Raw genomic sequence first — 17,147 nt, 5'->3', positions numbered from 1 at the left:
TTCCAACCCGAGGAGCCTTGCGATGAACAACAAGAATACGATCTGCCTCTGGTACAACGGCGATGCCCTGGAGGCAGCGACCTTCTACGCCAACACCTTCCCCAACAGCGCAGTAAAGGCCGTACACCGTGCCCCTGGCGACTACCCATCCGGCAAGCAGGGTGATGAGTTGACCGTGGAATTCACCGTACTGGGTATCCCCTGCGTGGGCCTCAATGGCGGCCCCATGTTCAAGCACAGTGAGGCGTTTTCCTTTCAGGTGTCCACGGATGACCAGGAGGAAACCGACCGCTTGTGGCATGCCATCATCGACAACGGTGGGCAGGCAAGCGCTTGCGGTTGGTGCAAGGACAAGTGGGGGCTGTCGTGGCAGATCTCACCGAGGGTGTTGGTCGATGCGGTTACCAGTAAAGATCCTGCCGTCGCCAAGCGTGCGTTTGAGGCGATGATGAAAATGACCAAAATCGACATCGCTACCATCGAAGCCGCGATTGCCGGGAACTGAACTGTGGGAGCGGGCTTGCTCGCGAAGGCGATGTATCCGCTAGCACATGTGAAAACTGACCCACCGCTTTCGCGAGCAAGCCCGCTCCCACATGAAGGCATAGGTATCTACATAACTCTGCAGCTCTCAACGGTAACCACGATGCGAAGCGAGTCGCTCTTGATCTGCTTTTGATCTTAGGCGCCCCGTCAAACCACGCTGGCCGGAATTCGACAGGGATTTGGGGGGTAAACCGGCAGGGATGCCGGTTTAGCCGCCCCGCGCCATGGATGGCGCGTGGCGGCGGCCCCCCAAATCACTGGCGGATTACGGGCACACCGAGCCTAAGCGAGGTGCCGAGTGGTGGGGCAAGAGCGTTTTGCTTACTTTTGCGCTTTTCAAAAGTGAGCCGCCGTCAGGGCGGAACCCTAAGTGGCCGTTACCGCAGGAATGGATATGTACTCGGTATAACTGTTTTGACTGTCAGGCCGCCTTCGCGAGCAAGCCCGCTCCCACAGTTGGGTCGTGGGGCGTCAGGTAAATAGGTGTCGGCTGGCAGGTCGCTATCGCAGGCAAGCCACACAGTTTGATCGCGGGGCGGCAGGTAGATAAGTGTCGGCTGTCAGGCCGTCGCGGGAGCAAGCTCCCTCGCCACAGGGTCAGCGTCGCACCAACGTTGTGTAGATACCTATGACCATCGCAGGCAAGCCAGCTCCCACATTGGATCGCGTGGCGTCAGGTAGATAGGTGTCGGCAATCCGGCAAGCCAGCTCCATCGTTGGTTTTCAGCGCAATCCTGGATTGCGCGCCCTCCCCCCATGCGGCAAAAAAAGTCATCCAACGGACGCCCGGTTGCGACACCGGCGATACCGGCCTATGTTCCAAGCCATGCTGTTTTTTTACTGTCCCTCGCCCTACGCCCATCCCGTAACCAGGAGACGACATGCCCACGCCTTCACGCCCTGCCGTACTTGAGCTAATCGGCAACACCCCGCTGGTCAAAGTCAGCCGCTTCGATACCGGCCCCTGCACGCTGTTTCTCAAACTGGAATCGCAAAACCCCGGCGGTTCCATCAAGGACCGCATTGGCCTGGCGATGATCGACGCTGCCGAACGCGACGGTCGTTTGCGCCCTGGCGGTACCATCATTGAAGCCACCGCCGGCAATACCGGCCTGGGCCTGGCGCTGGTGGGCCGGGCCAAGGGTTATCGGGTGGTGTTGGTGGTGCCCGACAAGATGTCCACGGAAAAGGTCCTGCACCTCAAGGCCATGGGCGCCGAGGTGCATATCACCCGTTCCGATGTGGGCAAGGGCCATCCCGAGTATTACCAGGACGTGGCAGCGCGCCTGGCCAAGGATATTCCAGGCTCGTTCTTCGCCGACCAGTTCAACAACCCGGCCAACCCCTTGGCCCACGAGACCAGCACCGCGCCGGAGATCTGGGCGCAGACCCAGCACGACGTGGACGCCATTGTGGTGGGCGTCGGCTCGGCCGGCACCCTCACCGGTTTGACGCGGTTCTTCAAGCGCGTGCAACCCGAACTGGCCATGGTGCTGGCCGACCCGGTCGGTTCGGTGATGGCCGAATACAGCCGCAGCGGCAAGCTGGAAACCCCTGGTTCCTGGGCCGTGGAAGGTATTGGCGAAGACTTCATCCCTTCGATTGCCGACCTGTCCAGCGTGCGCCACGCCTACTCCATCAGTGATGCAGACAGCTTCGACCACGCCCGCCAATTGCTCAAGGCCGAAGGCATCCTCGGCGGCTCATCCACCGGCACACTGCTCGCCGCGGCCTTGCGCTACTGCCGCGAGCAAACCGAGCCCAAGCGCGTGGTCACCTTCGTCTGCGACACCGGTACGCGCTACCTGTCGAAGGTTTACAACGACCAGTGGATGAACGACGCCGGCCTGTTGCAGTACAAGCACTACGGTGACCTGCGCGACCTGATCGCGCGCCGCTTCGAAGACGGCCGCGTGATCAGCGTAAGCCCCGACGACACCCTGCTCACCGCCTTCCAGCGCATGCGCCTGGCGGACGTGTCGCAACTGCCGGTGCTGGTCGATGGCCAGACCCTGGTGGGCGTGATCGACGAGTCCGACATCCTGCTGGGCCTGCACCACGACGCCGCAGATTTTTCCATGACCGTCGCCAGCGCCATGACCAACACCCTGCACACCCTGGCCCCCAACGCCAGCCTGGCCGAACTGCAGGCTGAACTGGATCGCGGCCTGGTCGCCATCATTGCCGACGCCGCAGGCTTTCATGGCCTGATCACCCGCGTCGACCTGCTTAACCACCTACGGAGATCCCTTGCATGAGCCAGCCCGATAAAAGCGCGTTTGCCACCCGTGTGATCCACGCCGGGCAGTCACCCGACCCGACCACGGGCGCGCTGATGCCGCCGATCTACGCCAACTCCACCTACCTGCAAGACAGCCCCGGCGTGCACAAGGGCTTTGACTATGGCCGTTCCCATAACCCCACGCGTTTCGCCCTGGAACGCTGCGTGGCCGACCTTGAAGGCGGCAGCCAGGCGTTTGCGTTTGCCTCGGGGCTGGCGGCAATCTCCACCGTGCTGGAACTGCTGGATGCCGGCGCGCATATCGTCTCGGGCAACGACCTGTACGGCGGCACTTTCCGCCTGTTCGACAAGGTGCGCCAGCGCAGTGCCGGGCACCGTTTCAGCTATGTCGACCTCAGCGACTTGTCGGCGTTTGAAGCGTCATTGCAGGACGACACGCGCATGGTCTGGGTCGAAACCCCAAGCAACCCGCTGCTGAGCCTGACCGACCTGCGCGCCGTGGCCCGCATCTGCCGTGCCCGCGGGATTATCTGCGTGGCCGACAATACCTTTGCCAGCCCCTGGATCCAGCGCCCGCTGGAGTTGGGCTTCGACCTCGTGGTGCACTCCACCACCAAATACCTCAATGGGCATTCTGATGTGATCGGTGGTATCGCTGTTGTCGGTGACAACGCTGAATTGGCCGAACGCCTGGGTTTCCTGCAAAACTCCATCGGCGCCATCGCCGGGCCGTTCGACGCCTTCCTGACCCTGCGCGGGGTAAAAACCCTGGCGCTGCGCATGGAGCGCCATTGCAGCAATGCCCTGGACCTGGCCACCTGGCTGGAGCAACAGCCGCAAGTGTCACGGGTTCACTACCCGGGCCTCAAATCCCACCCACAGCACGACCTGGCGAAACAGCAGATGCGCGGCTTTGGCGGGATGATTTCAGTGGACTTGAACAGCGACCTGGCCGGCGCGACGCGCTTTCTGGAAAACGTGAAGATCTTCGCCCTGGCCGAGAGCCTGGGGGGCGTGGAAAGCCTGATCGAGCACCCGGCGATCATGACCCATGCCAGCATCCCGGCGGCGACGCGAGCGCAATTGGGGATTGGCGATGGGCTGGTGCGCTTGTCGGTGGGGGTTGAAGATGGGGAGGATTTGCGCGCCGACCTGGAGCAGGCCTTGGCCCACATCTAACCGCCATGATCGTTCCCACGCTCTGCGTGGGAATGCAACCCAGGACGCTCTGCGTCCCCAAGCGTGACGCAGAGCGTCACCGGATGCGTTCCCACGCTCTGCGTGGGAACGATCAGTGTGGGTCAGCCTTGGGTGATGTTGGCTCGCGCCGTATGCAGCTTCTTGTAGCTGTCGATCAAGCGCAAGTGCCGGTCCAGGCCTTCCAGCTTCATGCTGGTCGGCGTCAACCCGTAAAAGCGCACGCTGCCGTTGACCGAACCGATCACCGCGTCCATGCGCTCATTACCGAACATGCGCCGGAAGTTGGCCTCGTAGTCAGCCAGTTCCAAGTCGTCATCCAACTCCATCTCCAGCACCGCGTTCATCGCCTGGTAAAACAGGCCGCGCTCAACGGTGTTGTCGTTGTACTGCAGGAACATCTCCACGCACTCCTTGGCCTCTTCATACTGCTGCAAGGCCAGGAAGATCAGCAGCTTGAGCTCCAGGATGGTCAGTTGGCCCCACGCCGTGTTGTCATCGAACTCGATGCCAATCAGCGTGGTGATATCGGTGTAGTCGTCCAGTTCGCTTTCTATCAGGCGCTCGACCAACGCCTGCAACTCTTCCTCGTCGAGGCGGTGCAGGTTGAGGATGTCTTCGCGGAAAAACAGCGCCTTGTTGGTGTTGTCCCAGATCAGGTCGTCCACCGGGTAGATTTCCGAGTAGTCCGGCACCAGGATCCGGCAGGCGGTAGCGCCCAGGTGCTCATACACCGCCATGTACGACTCCTTGCCCATGCCTTCGAGGATGCCGAACAGCGTGGCGGCTTCCTGGGCGTTGGAGTCTTCGCCCTGGCCGGAGAAGTCCCACTCGACGAATTCATAATCAGACTGAGCACTGAAGAAGCGCCACGACACTACGCCGCTGGAATCGATAAAGTGCTCGACGAAGTTGTTCGGCTCGGTGACCGCCTGGCCTTCGAAGGTCGGCTGCGGCAGGTCGTTCAAGCCTTCGAAGCTGCGGCCTTGCAGCAGCTCGGTGAGGCTGCGTTCCAGCGCCACTTCCAGGCTGGGGTGCGCGCCAAACGAAGCGAACACGCCGCCGGTGCGCGGGTTCATCAAGGTCACACACATCACCGGGAATTCACCGCCCAGGGACGCATCTTTGACCAGCACCGGAAAGCCCTGGGCTTCCAGGCCTTCGATGCCCGCCAGGATGCCTGGGTACTTGGCCAACACGTCGGCCGGTACGTCCGGCAGCGCAAATTCGCCTTCGATGATTTCGCGCTTCACCGCCCGCTCGAAAATCTCCGACAGGCACTGCACCTGGGCTTCGGCCAAGGTATTGCCGGCGCTCATGCCGTTGCTCAGGTAGAGGTTTTCGATCAGGTTGGACGGGAAATACACCACCTCACCATCGGACTGACGCACGAACGGCAGCGAGACAATGCCACGGGCCTCGTTGCCGGAGTTGGTGTCGAACAGGTGTGAACCACGCAGCTCGCCCTCGCGGTTGTAGACTTTCAGGCAGTAGGCATCAAGGATTTCACTCGGCAGCTCATCGTTGGGGCCCGGCTGGAACCAACGCTCGTCGGGGTAATGCACGAACGGCGCGTTGGCCAGGTCCTCGCCCCAGAACTGGTCGTTGTAGAAAAAGTTGCAGTTCAGGCGCTCAATGAACTCACCCAGCGCCGACGCCAGCGCGCCTTCTTTCGTCGCGCCTTTGCCGTTGGTAAAGCACATCGGTGAATGGGCGTCGCGGATATGCAGCGACCACACGTTGGGCACGATATTGCGCCACGAGGCGATCTCGATCTTCATGCCCAGGCCGGCGAGAATCGCCGACATGTTGGCGATGGTCTGCTCCAGCGGCAGGTCCTTGCCGGCAATGTAGGTGCCCGCCTCGGACGTGGAATTGGGCATCAACAACGCCTGGGCATCGGCGTCGAGGTTCTCGACTTCCTCAATCACGAATTCCGGCCCGGCCTGCACCACCTTCTTCACGGTGCAGCGGTCGATGGAACGCAGGATGCCTTGGCGGTCCTTGTCGGAGATGTCCGCGGGCAACTCGACCTGGATCTTGAAAATCTGGTTGTAGCGGTTTTCCGGGTCGACGATGTTGTTCTGCGACAGGCGAATATTCTCGGTGGGAATATTGCGCGTCTGGCAGTACAACTTCACAAAGTACGCCGCACACAACGCCGACGAAGCCAGGAAGTAGTCGAATGGCCCCGGTGCCGACCCATCGCCCTTGTAGCGAATGGGCTGGTCGGCAATGACCGTGAAGTCATCGAACTTGGCTTCAAGCCGAAGGTTGTCGAGAAAGTTGACCTTAATTTCCATGCGGGCACACCAGAATAACGAGCTAAACAAATTGGCCGCCATTATGAAGCGTTTCGCCGGGAAGTCTCAGGGTTTTGCGTATCGGCTGCCGATCGGTGCTAACGTCCAACCTGTGGGAGCGGGCTTGCTCGCGAATACGGTCTATCAGTGACTTGTGTATCAACTGACAGCACGCATTCGCGAGCAAGCCCGCTCCCACATTTGGACTGCGTGATACCCGCTGGATAATGTTCACCTCTGCCAGGACAGGCCATGGAACCGATAGCGACGAACGCCGCACTGTTGATCATCGATATGCAAAAAGGCATGGCCGATCCCACCCTTGGGCGCCGCAACAACCCAGACGCTGAGCTGCACATACAGCACTTGCTCAATGCGTGGCGCCAGGCGCAACGCCCGATCATTCATGTGCGGCATATCTCCCGCTCTGACGCTTCGGTGTTCCGGCCAGGCCAACCTGGCTGTGAGTTCCAGGATGCGTTGCACCCCCTGGCCCACGAACATGTGGTGGAAAAAAACGTACCGGATGCATTCAGCGCCACGGGCCTGGAGCGCTGGCTACACGTGCGCTCGATCCAGCAGTTGGTGATCGTTGGCGTCATCACCAACAATTCAGTGGAATCCACCGCACGCTCGGGAGGCAACCTGGGGTTCGACGTGATCGTGGCGGAGGATGCGTGTTTTACCTTCGACCAAACCGACTTGTCGGGGCGGCTGTGGGCCGCTGAAGACGTGCATGCGCTGTCGCTGAGTAACTTGGCCATGGACTATGCCAGGGTGTTCCAGACGAGTGAAATCCTGGCCAGTCATTAACAAAGCAGACATGCATCAGGGCAAACGCACGCTGGCGGCCGCTTGCGGGCCTGAGCGGTTAAAACACCCCAGCATCCTCCAGCATTTGCGATAACGCCTGCGGCCATACCGTATCGCTCGTTGCGCGCAGCGCCTCTGCCGACCACCAGCGATGGTCCGCCATCACCTGGGCCTCCTGCTGCGTCCACTCGGCCCTGGATAACGCCTCGCTGGGCGCATGCACAACGAAGTACCGCTCAACCGCCAGCACCGTTTCGCCGCAGGGTAGCATCAAGGTCACGTTGCGCTCTGCTACACATTCCCCGACGCTGCTCACCGTGATCCCCGTTTCTTCGCGCAACTCACGAATCGCGGCACTGTGAAAGGTCTCCCCGGCCTCAACGCCACCGCCCGGTGTGGCCCAGTAATCCTGGCCGGCCAAGGCGCCTTCTTTGTGCACGAAGCGAAACAGCAACACTTGCTGTGCAGGGTTTATGACCAGTAATCGTGCGGCTTTGCGTTCACGCATCTGATTGATTCCTTTCTATGACGGCCGAATTCATCCAGCTCAGAAACGCCCGCAGGCGTGTCGTAAATGCCTCGCCCTCGGCGCTCGGGTTGCGTGCCTCAAACAGGAAATAGGCGATTTGCACGCGCATGGTCGGGTAATGCTGAACAAACAGCCCGACGTACTCTTCCAGGGTTTGCGGCCAGGTTTGCGCATCTTCCGCTCGCAGAGTGTGGGTGGCGCGGATCAAGGCCCGCGACGCTTCCCGCTGCAAGCGATGGCGTACGTGCTCAGTGCTGGCCTGTTCGATACCTACCAGATACCCCGTGAGCGCCTGTTCAAAATCGCCGTTGACCGCCAGGGCGATGGCGCGAGACGGGCGAAACGGTTCGAAGTGCAGCGACAGGTCTTCGCCCCAGAGACAGCAGCAATGATGTTTGAGCCAGAAGCCCCAACGGTTTCGGTTCTCGGGCGCCAACACCTGGGCGCGGTGGCCGATATCAAAGTCGATCTTGGTGACTTGGGGATGCCGCTGCTCCAACGCGAGTCGGGCCGACTCCAATTGTTCAAGCACGGGCGCATCCGGTGGCTCGACCAGTATCAGGGAAAGGTCAAGATCAGAAATGCCGATCTCACCTTCGCCCCGTGCGATGCTGCCATACAGGTAAATCCCGTGCAGCCCCAGTTCAGGCCGGGACAAGGTAGCGCAGATGTCCGTCAGCAGGGGCTGGAACTCGGGTTGTATAGGCCCATCGGCAACGGTGAGGATATAGCCGTCGACATCAATGCCTGCAGGTTTTTGAGTGTTCACGATGCGATCTTGCCGCAGAGCAGATGCGGAGTGGGCATAACGCTATTCCTCATATCGGGCCAGGAAGGATGAGTCATATAGCCGCTGTGGTAAACGTATCTACATAACTTTGTGGGCTGTAGGCACAGACGCTAACCACGATGCGAAGCGAGCCGCTCTTGCTCTTGATCTGCTTTTGATCTTGATCTTAGGCGCCCCGTTAAACCACGCTGGCCGGAATTCGACAGGGATTTGGGGGGTAAACCGGCAGGGATGCCGGTTTAGCCGCCCCGCGCCATGGATGGCGCGTGGCGGCGGCCCCCCAAATCACTGGCGGATTACGGGCACACCGAGCCTAGGCGAGGTGCCGAGTGGTGGGGCAAGAGCGTTTTGCTTACTTTTGCGCTTTTCAAAAGTGAGCCGCCGTCAGGGCGGAACCCTAGGTGGCCGTTACCTAAATAACGGATATATACCCGGTCCAACTGTGTCGACTGCCAGGCCGCCTTCGCAGGCAAGCCAGCTCCCACAGTTGGATGGTGGGGTGTCAGGTAGATAGATGTCGGCTGGCTGGCCGTCACGGGAGCAAGCTCCCTCGCCACAGGTTCAGCGTCGCACCAAAATTGTGTAGATACCTAGGCATATGCAGGGGAACGCCGGATCGAAACACACCTCGAAACGCCCTCCCAGTGAACTTTCTCACAAGCGCCATGCTCCTTTCCTATGCGAAGTCAGCGCGCCCTGAGTCCAGGGTGCAGAACGATAAGGAGCCGCCACCACCATGACTACCCTCCCCACTTACCCCGTCGTCAGGCCCGGGCCGTTGCACGGGACTTTGCTTGCCGGCACCGTGCCGTTGTTTCTCGGAGCCTTGCTCAGTGATATCGCCTACGGCCAGACCTACCAGATTCAATGGGCCAATTTCGCCTCCTGGCTGATCGCAGGAGCCTTGGTGTTCTGTGGTTTTTCCCTGCTGTTTGCACTGGTCAACCTGGTGCGTGCCGAACACAAGGGCGGGCGCCCGGTGGCGTACTTCCTGCTGTTGCTGGGCACTTGGGTGCTTGGGTTGGTCAATGCCTTCCAGCATGCCAAGGACGCCTACGCCATGATGCCCACCGGCTTGATGCTGTCGGCGATCGTCACCGTGCTGGCGATTGTCGCCACCTGGATCGGCTTGACCAACCTGCGCTCAGGAGCTGCCCGATGAAACCACTCAACACACTGACCCTGCTCAGCGCCGCCCTGTTGCTGAGTGCCTGCGGCGGCGAAGGTGACAAGACCCAGGCGCGCGGCCCAGACCCCAAGCTGCCTGAGCAACAAAGCAGCCTGTTGCCGAGCATGAAGATTGCCGAGCCCACCCCGTGGGGCGATCAAAAGCCCAAGGTGCCCGAAGGCTACAGCGTGACCGCTATCGCCACTGACCTGGCGATCCCACGCCAGACCCTGGTGCTGCCCAACGGCGATATCCTGGTGGCCGAAGGCCGTGGCGGCAGCGCGGCCAAGCTCAAGCCCAAGGACGTGATCGCCAGTGTGATCAAGGCCCAGGGCAACACCAAGGTCAAGGGCGGCAACCGCCTTACGCTGCTGCGTGACGCCGACGGTGACGGCACCTATGAACTCAAGACCGTGTTCGCCGATAACCTCAACGCCCCCTACGGCCTGGCATTCGCCGACGGCAAACTGTATGTGGCCAACCAGGATGCACTGGTGCGTTTTGACTACGCCGACGGCCAGACCAAGGCCAGCGCCCCGCCGGTCAAAGTCACCGACCTGCCGGCGCAGATCAACCATCACTGGACCAAGTCACTGGCCGTGAGTGAGGACGGGCGCCAGCTGTATGTGGGCATCGGTTCCAACAGCAACATCACCGAGCGCGGCATGGAAGTGGAGATCGACCGCGCAATGGTCTGGCAGATCGACGCGGCCACCGGCGCGCACAAACCCTACGCCACGGGCCTGCGCAACCCAACGGCGCTGACCATCCAACCGGGTTCCGGGCAACTGTGGACGGTGGTCAACGAGCGCGATGAACTGGGCCCCGACCTGGTACCGGACTACCTGACGTCGGTGCGTGAAGGTGCCTTCTACGGCTGGCCCTACAGCTACTGGGGCCAGAACGTCGACCCCCGCGCACAACCGCAAAACCCGGCCAAGGTGGCCGCGGCGATCAAGCCCGATTACAGCCTGGGCTCCCACGTGGCCGCGCTTGGCGTGGATTTCTCCATCCCCGCCCTGGGTGAAAAATTCGCTGACGGCGTGTTTGTCGGCGAGCACGGCAGTTGGAACCGTGACAACCCAGTGGGCTATAAAGTGATCTTCGTACCGTTCAGCAACGGCAAACCGGCGGGCGAGCCCATCGACTTTGCCACCGGCTTTCGCGGCGACGACGGCAAAACCCGTGGCCGCCCGGTTGGAGTGACCGTGGATCCCAAAGGCGCGCTGATCATTGCTGACGACTTGGCCAATACTGTTTGGCGAGTCACACGTAACCAATAATCGAGGAACGACGCAACGGGGTAGTGAGACTGATGTATAGGCTGTCTGATCCAACCTGCTGTTCGGCTGTCAGGCTGACATCGGGCGCACACAAGGTCTGTGCCAGGCGCTGATTCTTTGGGCAATACATAACCAATGTGGGAGCTGGCTTGCCTGCGATTGCGGTGGTTCAGTTAAAGATTCAGTCACTGCCCCACCGCCATCGCGGGCAAGCCCGCTCCCACAAGCCCACCGTCGTATATTTGATACCTAACCGTTACCGCAACACAGCAGCAGCCCCGCTACACGCCTGCCCCGCCCGCTCGCAGATCTCCCACCCGCCACCCAGCGCCTTATAGATCCCCACCACCGCCAAACGCTGTTCCGTGCGCGCTGCGGTCAACGCGCGGCGGCTGGTGAAGTCGGCACGTTCGGCCTCAAGCACATCCAGGTACACGCCCTCGCCTTGCGCAAACCGCTCGCGCGCAAAGCTGGCGGCCTCACGATTGGCGGCCGCCTCCAGCAGCCGCAAGCCCAGGGTGTTGCCGGCCGTGCGGTTGGCCTGGAATGCATCATCGGTTTCCTGCAAGGCCCGCAACACAGTCTGGTCATAAGCGATCAAGGCCGCCTGGGTGCGCGCCTCGCTGGCGGCAATCCGCGCACGTACGCGCCCGGTGTCCAGCAGCGACCAGCGAATCACCGGCGCGATAAAGTTCGACTGCATGCCCGCATCGCCCAGGGCGCTGAGGCTTCCGGCCAGCAAACCGATGGAGCCCTGCACCTGAATGTCCGGATACAAGCCAGCGGTTTCCACGCCGATCTGCGCGGTCGCGGCCGCCAGCGTGCGTTCGGCCGCAGCAATGTCGGCGCGGCGCGCCAGCAAGCCGGCTGGGTCTCCCACCTGCAGCGTGCGCAGGTTCAAGGTTTCACGCCCAGGCCGGGCCTGCGGTGGCTTGAACCCTTGAGGCGCCTGCCCCAACAACACCGCCAACGCGTTGGTTGCCTTGGCGCGACGTCGTTCCAGGTCAGGCGCGACCGCCTCCACATTGCGCAACAAGGCTTCGGCGCGCAGCCGGTCGAATTCGGTGGCGGCGCCGACGCTGACCATCTGCCCCACCAGGCCCAGGCTGTCGCGCTGGCTCTGGCTGATATCCGCAACCACGGCCTGTTCGGCTTCGATGCCTTGCAGGTCAAACCAGGTGGCCGCAACAGTCGCCGCGACGCTCGCTTGCACGTTGCGCAATAACGCCTGACGCGACCCCGCCTCGGCCTGGGCCGCCTCCACCGAGCGACGCACGCGGCCAAACAAGTCGATTTCCCAGGCCGCATCCACCGCCGCGCGGGTGGTTTCAATGGAGCGCTGCTCGCCGAACGGGGTCTCGACCTCGCTGCGCTTGCGGTGCTCGTAGCCCAGGGCGGCGCCGCCGCTGGGCAGGAAGCCTTGGCGGCTTTCACGCAGCAGCGCCTTGGCTTCGTCCAGGCGCGCGGCGGCGATGCCAATGTCGTGGTTGGCCGCCAGTGCCTGCTGGATCAATTGGCTCAGTGCCGGCTCATCAAACACCTGCCACCACTGCACCTCCACCTCGCCCGGACCCAGCCCGGCGATGGGCGCGCCAAAGCTCGTCGCCCGCTGCGCAGCAGGCAGCACCGGCGCGGAATAGTCCGGCCCCACCGAACCGCAACCGGCCAGCAGGGTCAACGACAACACAAAAGCTGGATACGCCTGTTTCATGATGCGCTCTCCTTTAGCTGCACCTTCGGGCTCGCCCCCTGACGCTGCACACGCAGCGCCAGGCTGCGCATCACCACATAAAACACGGGCGTGAGGAACAGGCCGAACAGCGTCACCCCCAACATCCCGGCAAACACCGCCACCCCCATGGCATGGCGCATCTCGGCGCCTGCCCCACTGGCAAACACCAGCGGCACCACGCCGGCGATGAACGCCAGGGACGTCATCAAAATAGGCCGCAGGCGCAATTGGCAGGCGTGGATCACCGCCTCCAAGGGGCTGGCGCCTTCAGCTTCGAGGCTGCGGGCAAACTCGACGATCAGGATGGCGTTCTTCGCCGCCAGGCCCACCAGCACCACCAACCCGATCTGCACGAACACGTTGTTGTCGCCGTCTACCAGCCACACGCCGAGGATTGCGCTGAGCAGGCACATGGGCACGATCAGCAACACCGCCAACGGCAGCAGCCAACTGTTGTACTGCGCGGCAAGGATCAGATACGCCAGCAACACACACAGCGGGAAAATAAACAGAGCCGATGACCCGGCGAGCTTTTGCTGGTAGGTCAGGTCCGTCCATTCATAGGTCACGCCCTCGGGCAGTACCTCCTGGGCCAGACGCTCCATGAGCGCAACCGCCTGCCCGGAACTGACCCCTGGCATCGCGCCGCCAGAGATATCCGCCGACGGATAGCCGTTGTAGTGAATCACCCGGTCAGGCCCCGAGCTCGGCGTGACCGTGACAAACGCCGACAACGGCAGCATGTCCCCAGCGGCGTTGCGCACCTGCAGACGGCCAATGGCTTCGGCCTGCATGCGGTGGTCCGCATCGGCCTGGGCCGTGACTTTGTAGGTGCGGCCAAACCGGTTGAAGTCGTTGACATACAGCGACCCCAGATAGACCTGCAGCGACTCGAACACATCCGCCAGGCGCACGCCCTGGCTCTTGACCTGGGTGCGGTCGATGTCGACATTCAGTTGCGGCGCGTTGACGTCCAGGCTGGTCATCAACCCGGCCACCTGGCCTGACTCGGTGGCTTTGGTCATCAGCATTTGGGTCTGCTGCACCAACGCCTCAAGCCCCACTCCGCCACGGTCTTCGACCTGAAGCTTGAAGCCCCCAGTCACCCCGAGCCCCGGTACCGGCGGCGGTGGGAACACGCCGAGGAAACCGTCGGGGATGCTCGCAAACTTGGCTTGCAGGCGCCCGGCAATAGCGACCGCTGTCATATCCGCCGAGGTGCGTTCTTTGAACGGATCAAGCATGACGAACATCACCGCCGCATTCGGGACGTTGACGAAGCCATTGACCGACAGCCCCGGGAACGCCACCACACTCTCGACCCCCGGCTCGTCCAGGGCGATTTTCGACATTTGCCGCACCACCGCATCGGTACGCTCCAACGAGGCCGCGTTGGGCAGTTGGGCGATGCCGACCAGGTAGTACTTGTCTTGCATCGGCACGAAGCCGGCCGGTACCGCGTTGAAGCCAAACCAGGTCAGCGCGAGCAAGCCGCCGTAGGCCAACAGCGCCACGCCGCGACGGCCGACGACCTTGCGCACGGTATTGCCATAGGCTTGCGGCGCACGCTGGAACGGCCGGCCCAGCACCTCCAACAGCCGCGTGGCGCGACCGCGCAGGCTACGCGGGTCATGCACCACGGCGGCATGCCGTGGCCGCAGCAACAGGCCGGCCAGCGCCGGGCTGAGGGTCAACGAGTTGACCGCCGAGAGGATGGTGGAAATCGCGATGGTCAGCGCAAATTGCCGATAGAACTCACCTTGCAGGCCACTGAGAAACGCAGTGGGAATGAACACGGCCGCCAGCACCGAGGTGATCGCAATGATAGGGCCAGTAACCTCGCCCATCGCTCGCCGCGCAGCCTGCATCGGCTCCTCGCCGTTCTCGATATGGCGCTCGACGTTCTCCACCACCACAATGGCATCGTCGACCACGATGCCAATCGACAGCACCAGGCCGAACAGCGACAAGGTGTTGAGGGAGAAGCCCATCAGGTGCATGACGGCGAAGGTGCCGATGATCGACACCGGCACGGCCATCAAGGGGATCAGCGACGCGCGCCAGTTGCGCAGGAACACCACCACCACGATCACCACCAGCAGGATCGCTTCCATCAGCGTGATAGCGACCGATTCCAGGGAAGCGCGCACAAACACGGTGGGGTCATAAGCAATCCGCGATACCAATCCTTCGGGGAAGTTGGTTTGCAGGCGCTGCATGGTATCGCGCACCGACTGCGCCACATCCAGCGCGTTCGCCCCCGGGCTCTGGATGATTTGCAAAGCCACCGCAGGCTCGCCGTCCAACAGGCTGCGCAGCGCGTAGGCATCGGCGCCCATCTCGATACGGGCCACATCGCGCAAACGCGTGACCTGGCCGTTATCGCCGGTGCGAATGATGATGTCGCCAAACTGTTCTTCGTCGGTCAGGCGCCCCAGGGTATTGACCGTGACTTGGAAGGCCGCAGTGGAATCCGGCGACTGGCCGACCGAGCCCGCCGCCACTTGCACGTTCTGCTCGCGCACGGCAGCAATCACATCGCCGGCGGTCAAGCCACGGGCGGCGATCAGGTCCGGGTCGAGCCACAGGCGCATGCTGTATTCACCCGCGCCCCACACCAGCACATCGTTGATCCCCGGCAGGCGCGACAGCTCGTCGCGCACCTGAAGGTAGGCGTAGTTGGAGATGTACAGCGGGTCATAACGCTGGTCGGGGGACAGCAGGTGGACCACCATGAGGATGTCCGGCGAGGTCTTCTGCGTGACCACGCCCAGGCGCTGCACCTCTTCGGGCAAGCGCGGCAGAGCTCGCGACACACGGTTTTGCACCTGGATCTGGGCCATGTCCGCATTGGTGCCCTGGGCGAAGGTCGCGGTCAGGATCATGCGGCCATCGGTGGCCGACTGCGAGGTCATGTAAAGCATGCCCTCGACCCCGGTGATCACCTGTTCCAGCGGCGCTGCCACTGTCTCGGCAATTACCTGCGGGTTGGCCCCCGGATACGACGCGGTCACTTGCACCGTAGGCGGCGTGACGGCCGGGTATTCGCTCAACGGCAAATGGAAGAAGGCCACGATGCCGCCGATCATCATCAACACCGACAGGACGATGGCGAAGATCGGTCGGTCAATGAAAAAGCGTGGGAAGCTCATTGCACGCCCCCCACTGCCAGCGGCGCCTCAAGCGGCTTGCCCTCGATGCTGGCAGCCAGTGGTGTTACCTGCATGCCGGGGCGCACCAGGCCTTTGACGACAATGCGCTCGCCCGGTTGCAGACCCTGTTCGACGACCCGCAGGCCGTCAACCACCGGGCCCAGTTCGACTGGGCGGTATTCGGTCTTGTCACCTTCACCGACGACCAGCACATAACGGCGACCCTGGTCGGTGCCGATGGAATGGTCGGCAATCAACACCCGGGGTTGCGCCGCGCCGGTGTCCAGCTTGACCTTGGCAAACAGCCCAGGCGTCAAGCGCCCATCCGGGTTCGCCACCACCGCACGTACGCGAACCGTACCTGTCTTGCGGTCGGCCGAGTTGGCCAGAAAGTCCACGCGCCCGGCCCGTGCATAGGTGGTGTCGTTGAGCATCGCCACCATGACCTTGGCAGCGTTTTCGCCCTTGGTCCCGGCGTGCTGCCGCGTCGCTGCCAACGAATGCAGGTAGGTGCGTTCGTCCACGTCGAAGTACACATGCAAGGGGTCGATGGAGACAATTGTGGTCAGGGGTGTTTCCCCACGGGTGACATAGTTGCCTTCCGTCACCAATGCGCGGTCGATGCGCCCGCTGATAGGCGCGGTGACGCGGGTGTAACTCAGGTCCAGTTGGGCCGTATCCAGCGCAGCCCTGGCCGCCTCAACCTGAGCCCTGCCGGCATTCAACGAGGCAATGGCGGTGTCGAGGCGATCACGTGCCACCACCTTCTTGGCGTACAACTGCTCGGCGCGGCCATGCTCGGCCTGGGCCAGTGATGCATTGGCCTCTGCCTCGCGCAAACGCGCCTTGGCGGCGTTCACTGCCGCCTGGAACATGCGCGGATCGATCACAAACAACGGGCTGCCCTTGGCCACGAACTGGCCTTCGGGCACGCTGACACTTTGCAGATAGCCACTGACTCGCGGGCGCAATTGAACCTGGTCGATGGCGGTCAACGAACCGGTGTACTCCACAAACGGCGTCACCGCCCGCGCCACCACCTGGGCCACCGGCACGCCGGGTGGTTGGGCGGCTACGGCTGGCGGCGCCTTGTCCGAGCATCCGCCCAGCGTTAACGCTACGGCCAACGCCCCGGCAATCAGGCTTACTGGTTTGGTGTACATCGTTCACCCTCCTTGGAATTTTCAAGACAAATCGACACGTGGGGTTTTTATCCGGCTTGCCATACTGGGAAGGTCAAGCGCTATAAAACCGGGGGTGTGTTTTGTCTGAGAAATATCTGGAGGGTTAAACAGGTAGGAGCGAGCTTGCTCGCGAAAAACTCACAAGCGCCGCGCTTATTCAGGAAGAACGCGTCATCGTTGACGTTTTTCGCGAGCGAGTTCGCTCCTA

12 protein-coding genes are annotated in these 17,147 nt (G+C 62.2%); 6 read left to right on the top strand and 6 right to left on the bottom strand.

The genetic code is table 11. From position 1 onward, the window contains the following. Positions 1 to 22 precede the first annotated feature (22 nt). From CRN80_RS22895 to CRN80_RS22880, 3 genes are all read left to right on the top strand, one after another. The gene (locus CRN80_RS22895; protein ID WP_098951312.1) at positions 23 to 505 is read left to right on the top strand and encodes a VOC family protein; all 483 of its coding nucleotides are present in this window, start codon (positions 23 to 25) and stop codon (positions 503 to 505) included. A gap of 922 nt (positions 506 to 1,427) precedes the next feature. Then, the gene (locus tag CRN80_RS22885; RefSeq protein WP_060764260.1) at positions 1,428 to 2,804 is read left to right on the top strand and encodes a cystathionine beta-synthase; all 1,377 of its coding nucleotides are present in this window, start codon (positions 1,428 to 1,430) and stop codon (positions 2,802 to 2,804) included. Then, positions 2,801 to 3,967 (top strand): cystathionine gamma-synthase, encoded by a 1,167-nt coding sequence (locus tag CRN80_RS22880; RefSeq protein ID WP_098951308.1) that lies wholly within the window; start codon positions 2,801 to 2,803, stop codon positions 3,965 to 3,967. The genes CRN80_RS22885 and CRN80_RS22880 overlap by 4 nt, the downstream gene beginning before the upstream one ends. 122 nt (positions 3,968 to 4,089) lie before the next feature. Here the strand turns inward: CRN80_RS22880 and CRN80_RS22875 are convergent, their stop codons facing one another. After that, positions 4,090 to 6,288, bottom strand: coding sequence for an OsmC domain/YcaO domain-containing protein (locus tag CRN80_RS22875; RefSeq protein WP_098951306.1), 2,199 nt, complete (start codon positions 6,286 to 6,288; stop codon positions 4,090 to 4,092). Positions 6,289 to 6,540: 252 nt separating this feature from the next. Between CRN80_RS22875 and CRN80_RS22870 the strand changes: the two genes are divergently transcribed. Continuing rightward, positions 6,541 to 7,101 carry a cysteine hydrolase family protein gene (locus CRN80_RS22870; protein ID WP_098951304.1) on the top strand — a complete coding sequence of 187 codons (561 nt, stop codon included), beginning with the start codon at positions 6,541 to 6,543 and terminating at the stop codon, positions 7,099 to 7,101. A 58-nt stretch (positions 7,102 to 7,159) separates the two neighbouring features. Here CRN80_RS22870 and CRN80_RS22865 read toward each other — a convergent pair whose 3' ends face one another. Both CRN80_RS22865 and CRN80_RS22860 read right to left on the bottom strand, forming a co-directional pair. Further along, on the bottom strand, positions 7,160 to 7,609 hold the full coding sequence (locus CRN80_RS22865; RefSeq protein WP_098951303.1) for an NUDIX hydrolase: 450 nt from the start codon (positions 7,607 to 7,609) through the stop codon (positions 7,160 to 7,162). Further along, a complete protein-coding gene (locus CRN80_RS22860; RefSeq protein ID WP_098951301.1) occupies positions 7,602 to 8,399 on the bottom strand; it encodes a nucleotidyltransferase domain-containing protein in 798 nt (265 codons plus the stop codon). Before CRN80_RS22860 ends, CRN80_RS22865 begins: the two co-directional genes overlap by 8 nt. 757 nt (positions 8,400 to 9,156) lie before the next feature. Here CRN80_RS22860 and CRN80_RS22850 point away from each other — a divergent pair. After that, positions 9,157 to 9,582 (top strand): DUF2231 domain-containing protein, encoded by a 426-nt coding sequence (locus CRN80_RS22850; protein ID WP_098951297.1) that lies wholly within the window; start codon positions 9,157 to 9,159, stop codon positions 9,580 to 9,582. After that, positions 9,579 to 10,871 carry a sorbosone dehydrogenase family protein gene (locus CRN80_RS22845; RefSeq protein WP_098951295.1) on the top strand — a complete coding sequence of 431 codons (1,293 nt, stop codon included), beginning with the start codon at positions 9,579 to 9,581 and terminating at the stop codon, positions 10,869 to 10,871. Before CRN80_RS22850 ends, CRN80_RS22845 begins: the two co-directional genes overlap by 4 nt. Positions 10,872 to 11,127: 256 nt before the next feature. On the opposite strand, the gene CRN80_RS22840 is transcribed toward CRN80_RS22845, so the two are convergent. Genes CRN80_RS22840 through CRN80_RS22830 form a run of 3 tightly spaced genes read right to left on the bottom strand, consistent with a single transcriptional unit; the run spans position 11,128 to position 16,918 of the window. Further along, entirely contained in the window at positions 11,128 to 12,582 is a 1,455-nt protein-coding gene (locus tag CRN80_RS22840; RefSeq protein WP_098951294.1) for an efflux transporter outer membrane subunit, read from the bottom strand. Then, positions 12,579 to 15,755: an efflux RND transporter permease subunit gene (locus CRN80_RS22835; RefSeq protein ID WP_098951292.1), complete on the bottom strand. Its 3,177-nt coding sequence runs from the start codon at positions 15,753 to 15,755 to the stop codon at positions 12,579 to 12,581. Before CRN80_RS22835 ends, CRN80_RS22840 begins: the two co-directional genes overlap by 4 nt. Further along, complete coding sequence (locus tag CRN80_RS22830) at positions 15,752 to 16,918, bottom strand: efflux RND transporter periplasmic adaptor subunit (protein ID WP_098951290.1); 1,167 nt, start codon at positions 16,916 to 16,918, stop codon at positions 15,752 to 15,754. Before CRN80_RS22830 ends, CRN80_RS22835 begins: the two co-directional genes overlap by 4 nt. Positions 16,919 to 17,147 lie beyond the last annotated feature (229 nt).

Origin of the sequence: Pseudomonas sp. FDAARGOS_380, assembly GCF_002591235.1 — a bacterium.
Taxonomy (GTDB): Bacteria; Pseudomonadota; Gammaproteobacteria; order Pseudomonadales; family Pseudomonadaceae; genus Aquipseudomonas; species Aquipseudomonas salmasensis.
This window is presented reverse-complemented; position numbering and strand designations above follow the sequence as displayed.

Bases quoted from the DNA above. Each gene is read 5' to 3' on its own strand.
- CRN80_RS22895 (WP_098951312.1), top strand. From the start codon at position 23: ATGAACAACAAGAATACGATCTGCCTCTGGTACAACGGCGATGCCCTG.
- CRN80_RS22885 (WP_060764260.1), top strand. From the start codon at position 1,428: ATGCCCACGCCTTCACGCCCTGCCGTACTTGAGCTAATCGGCAACACC.
- CRN80_RS22880 (WP_098951308.1), top strand. From the start codon at position 2,801: ATGAGCCAGCCCGATAAAAGCGCGTTTGCCACCCGTGTGATCCACGCC.
- CRN80_RS22875 (WP_098951306.1), bottom strand. From the start codon at position 6,288: ATGGAAATTAAGGTCAACTTTCTCGACAACCTTCGGCTTGAAGCCAAG.
- CRN80_RS22870 (WP_098951304.1), top strand. From the start codon at position 6,541: ATGGAACCGATAGCGACGAACGCCGCACTGTTGATCATCGATATGCAA.
- CRN80_RS22865 (WP_098951303.1), bottom strand. From the start codon at position 7,609: ATGCGTGAACGCAAAGCCGCACGATTACTGGTCATAAACCCTGCACAG.
- CRN80_RS22850 (WP_098951297.1), top strand. From the start codon at position 9,157: ATGACTACCCTCCCCACTTACCCCGTCGTCAGGCCCGGGCCGTTGCAC.
- CRN80_RS22845 (WP_098951295.1), top strand. From the start codon at position 9,579: ATGAAACCACTCAACACACTGACCCTGCTCAGCGCCGCCCTGTTGCTG.
- CRN80_RS22840 (WP_098951294.1), bottom strand. From the start codon at position 12,582: ATGAAACAGGCGTATCCAGCTTTTGTGTTGTCGTTGACCCTGCTGGCC.
- CRN80_RS22835 (WP_098951292.1), bottom strand. From the start codon at position 15,755: ATGAGCTTCCCACGCTTTTTCATTGACCGACCGATCTTCGCCATCGTC.
- CRN80_RS22830 (WP_098951290.1), bottom strand. From the start codon at position 16,918: ATGTACACCAAACCAGTAAGCCTGATTGCCGGGGCGTTGGCCGTAGCG.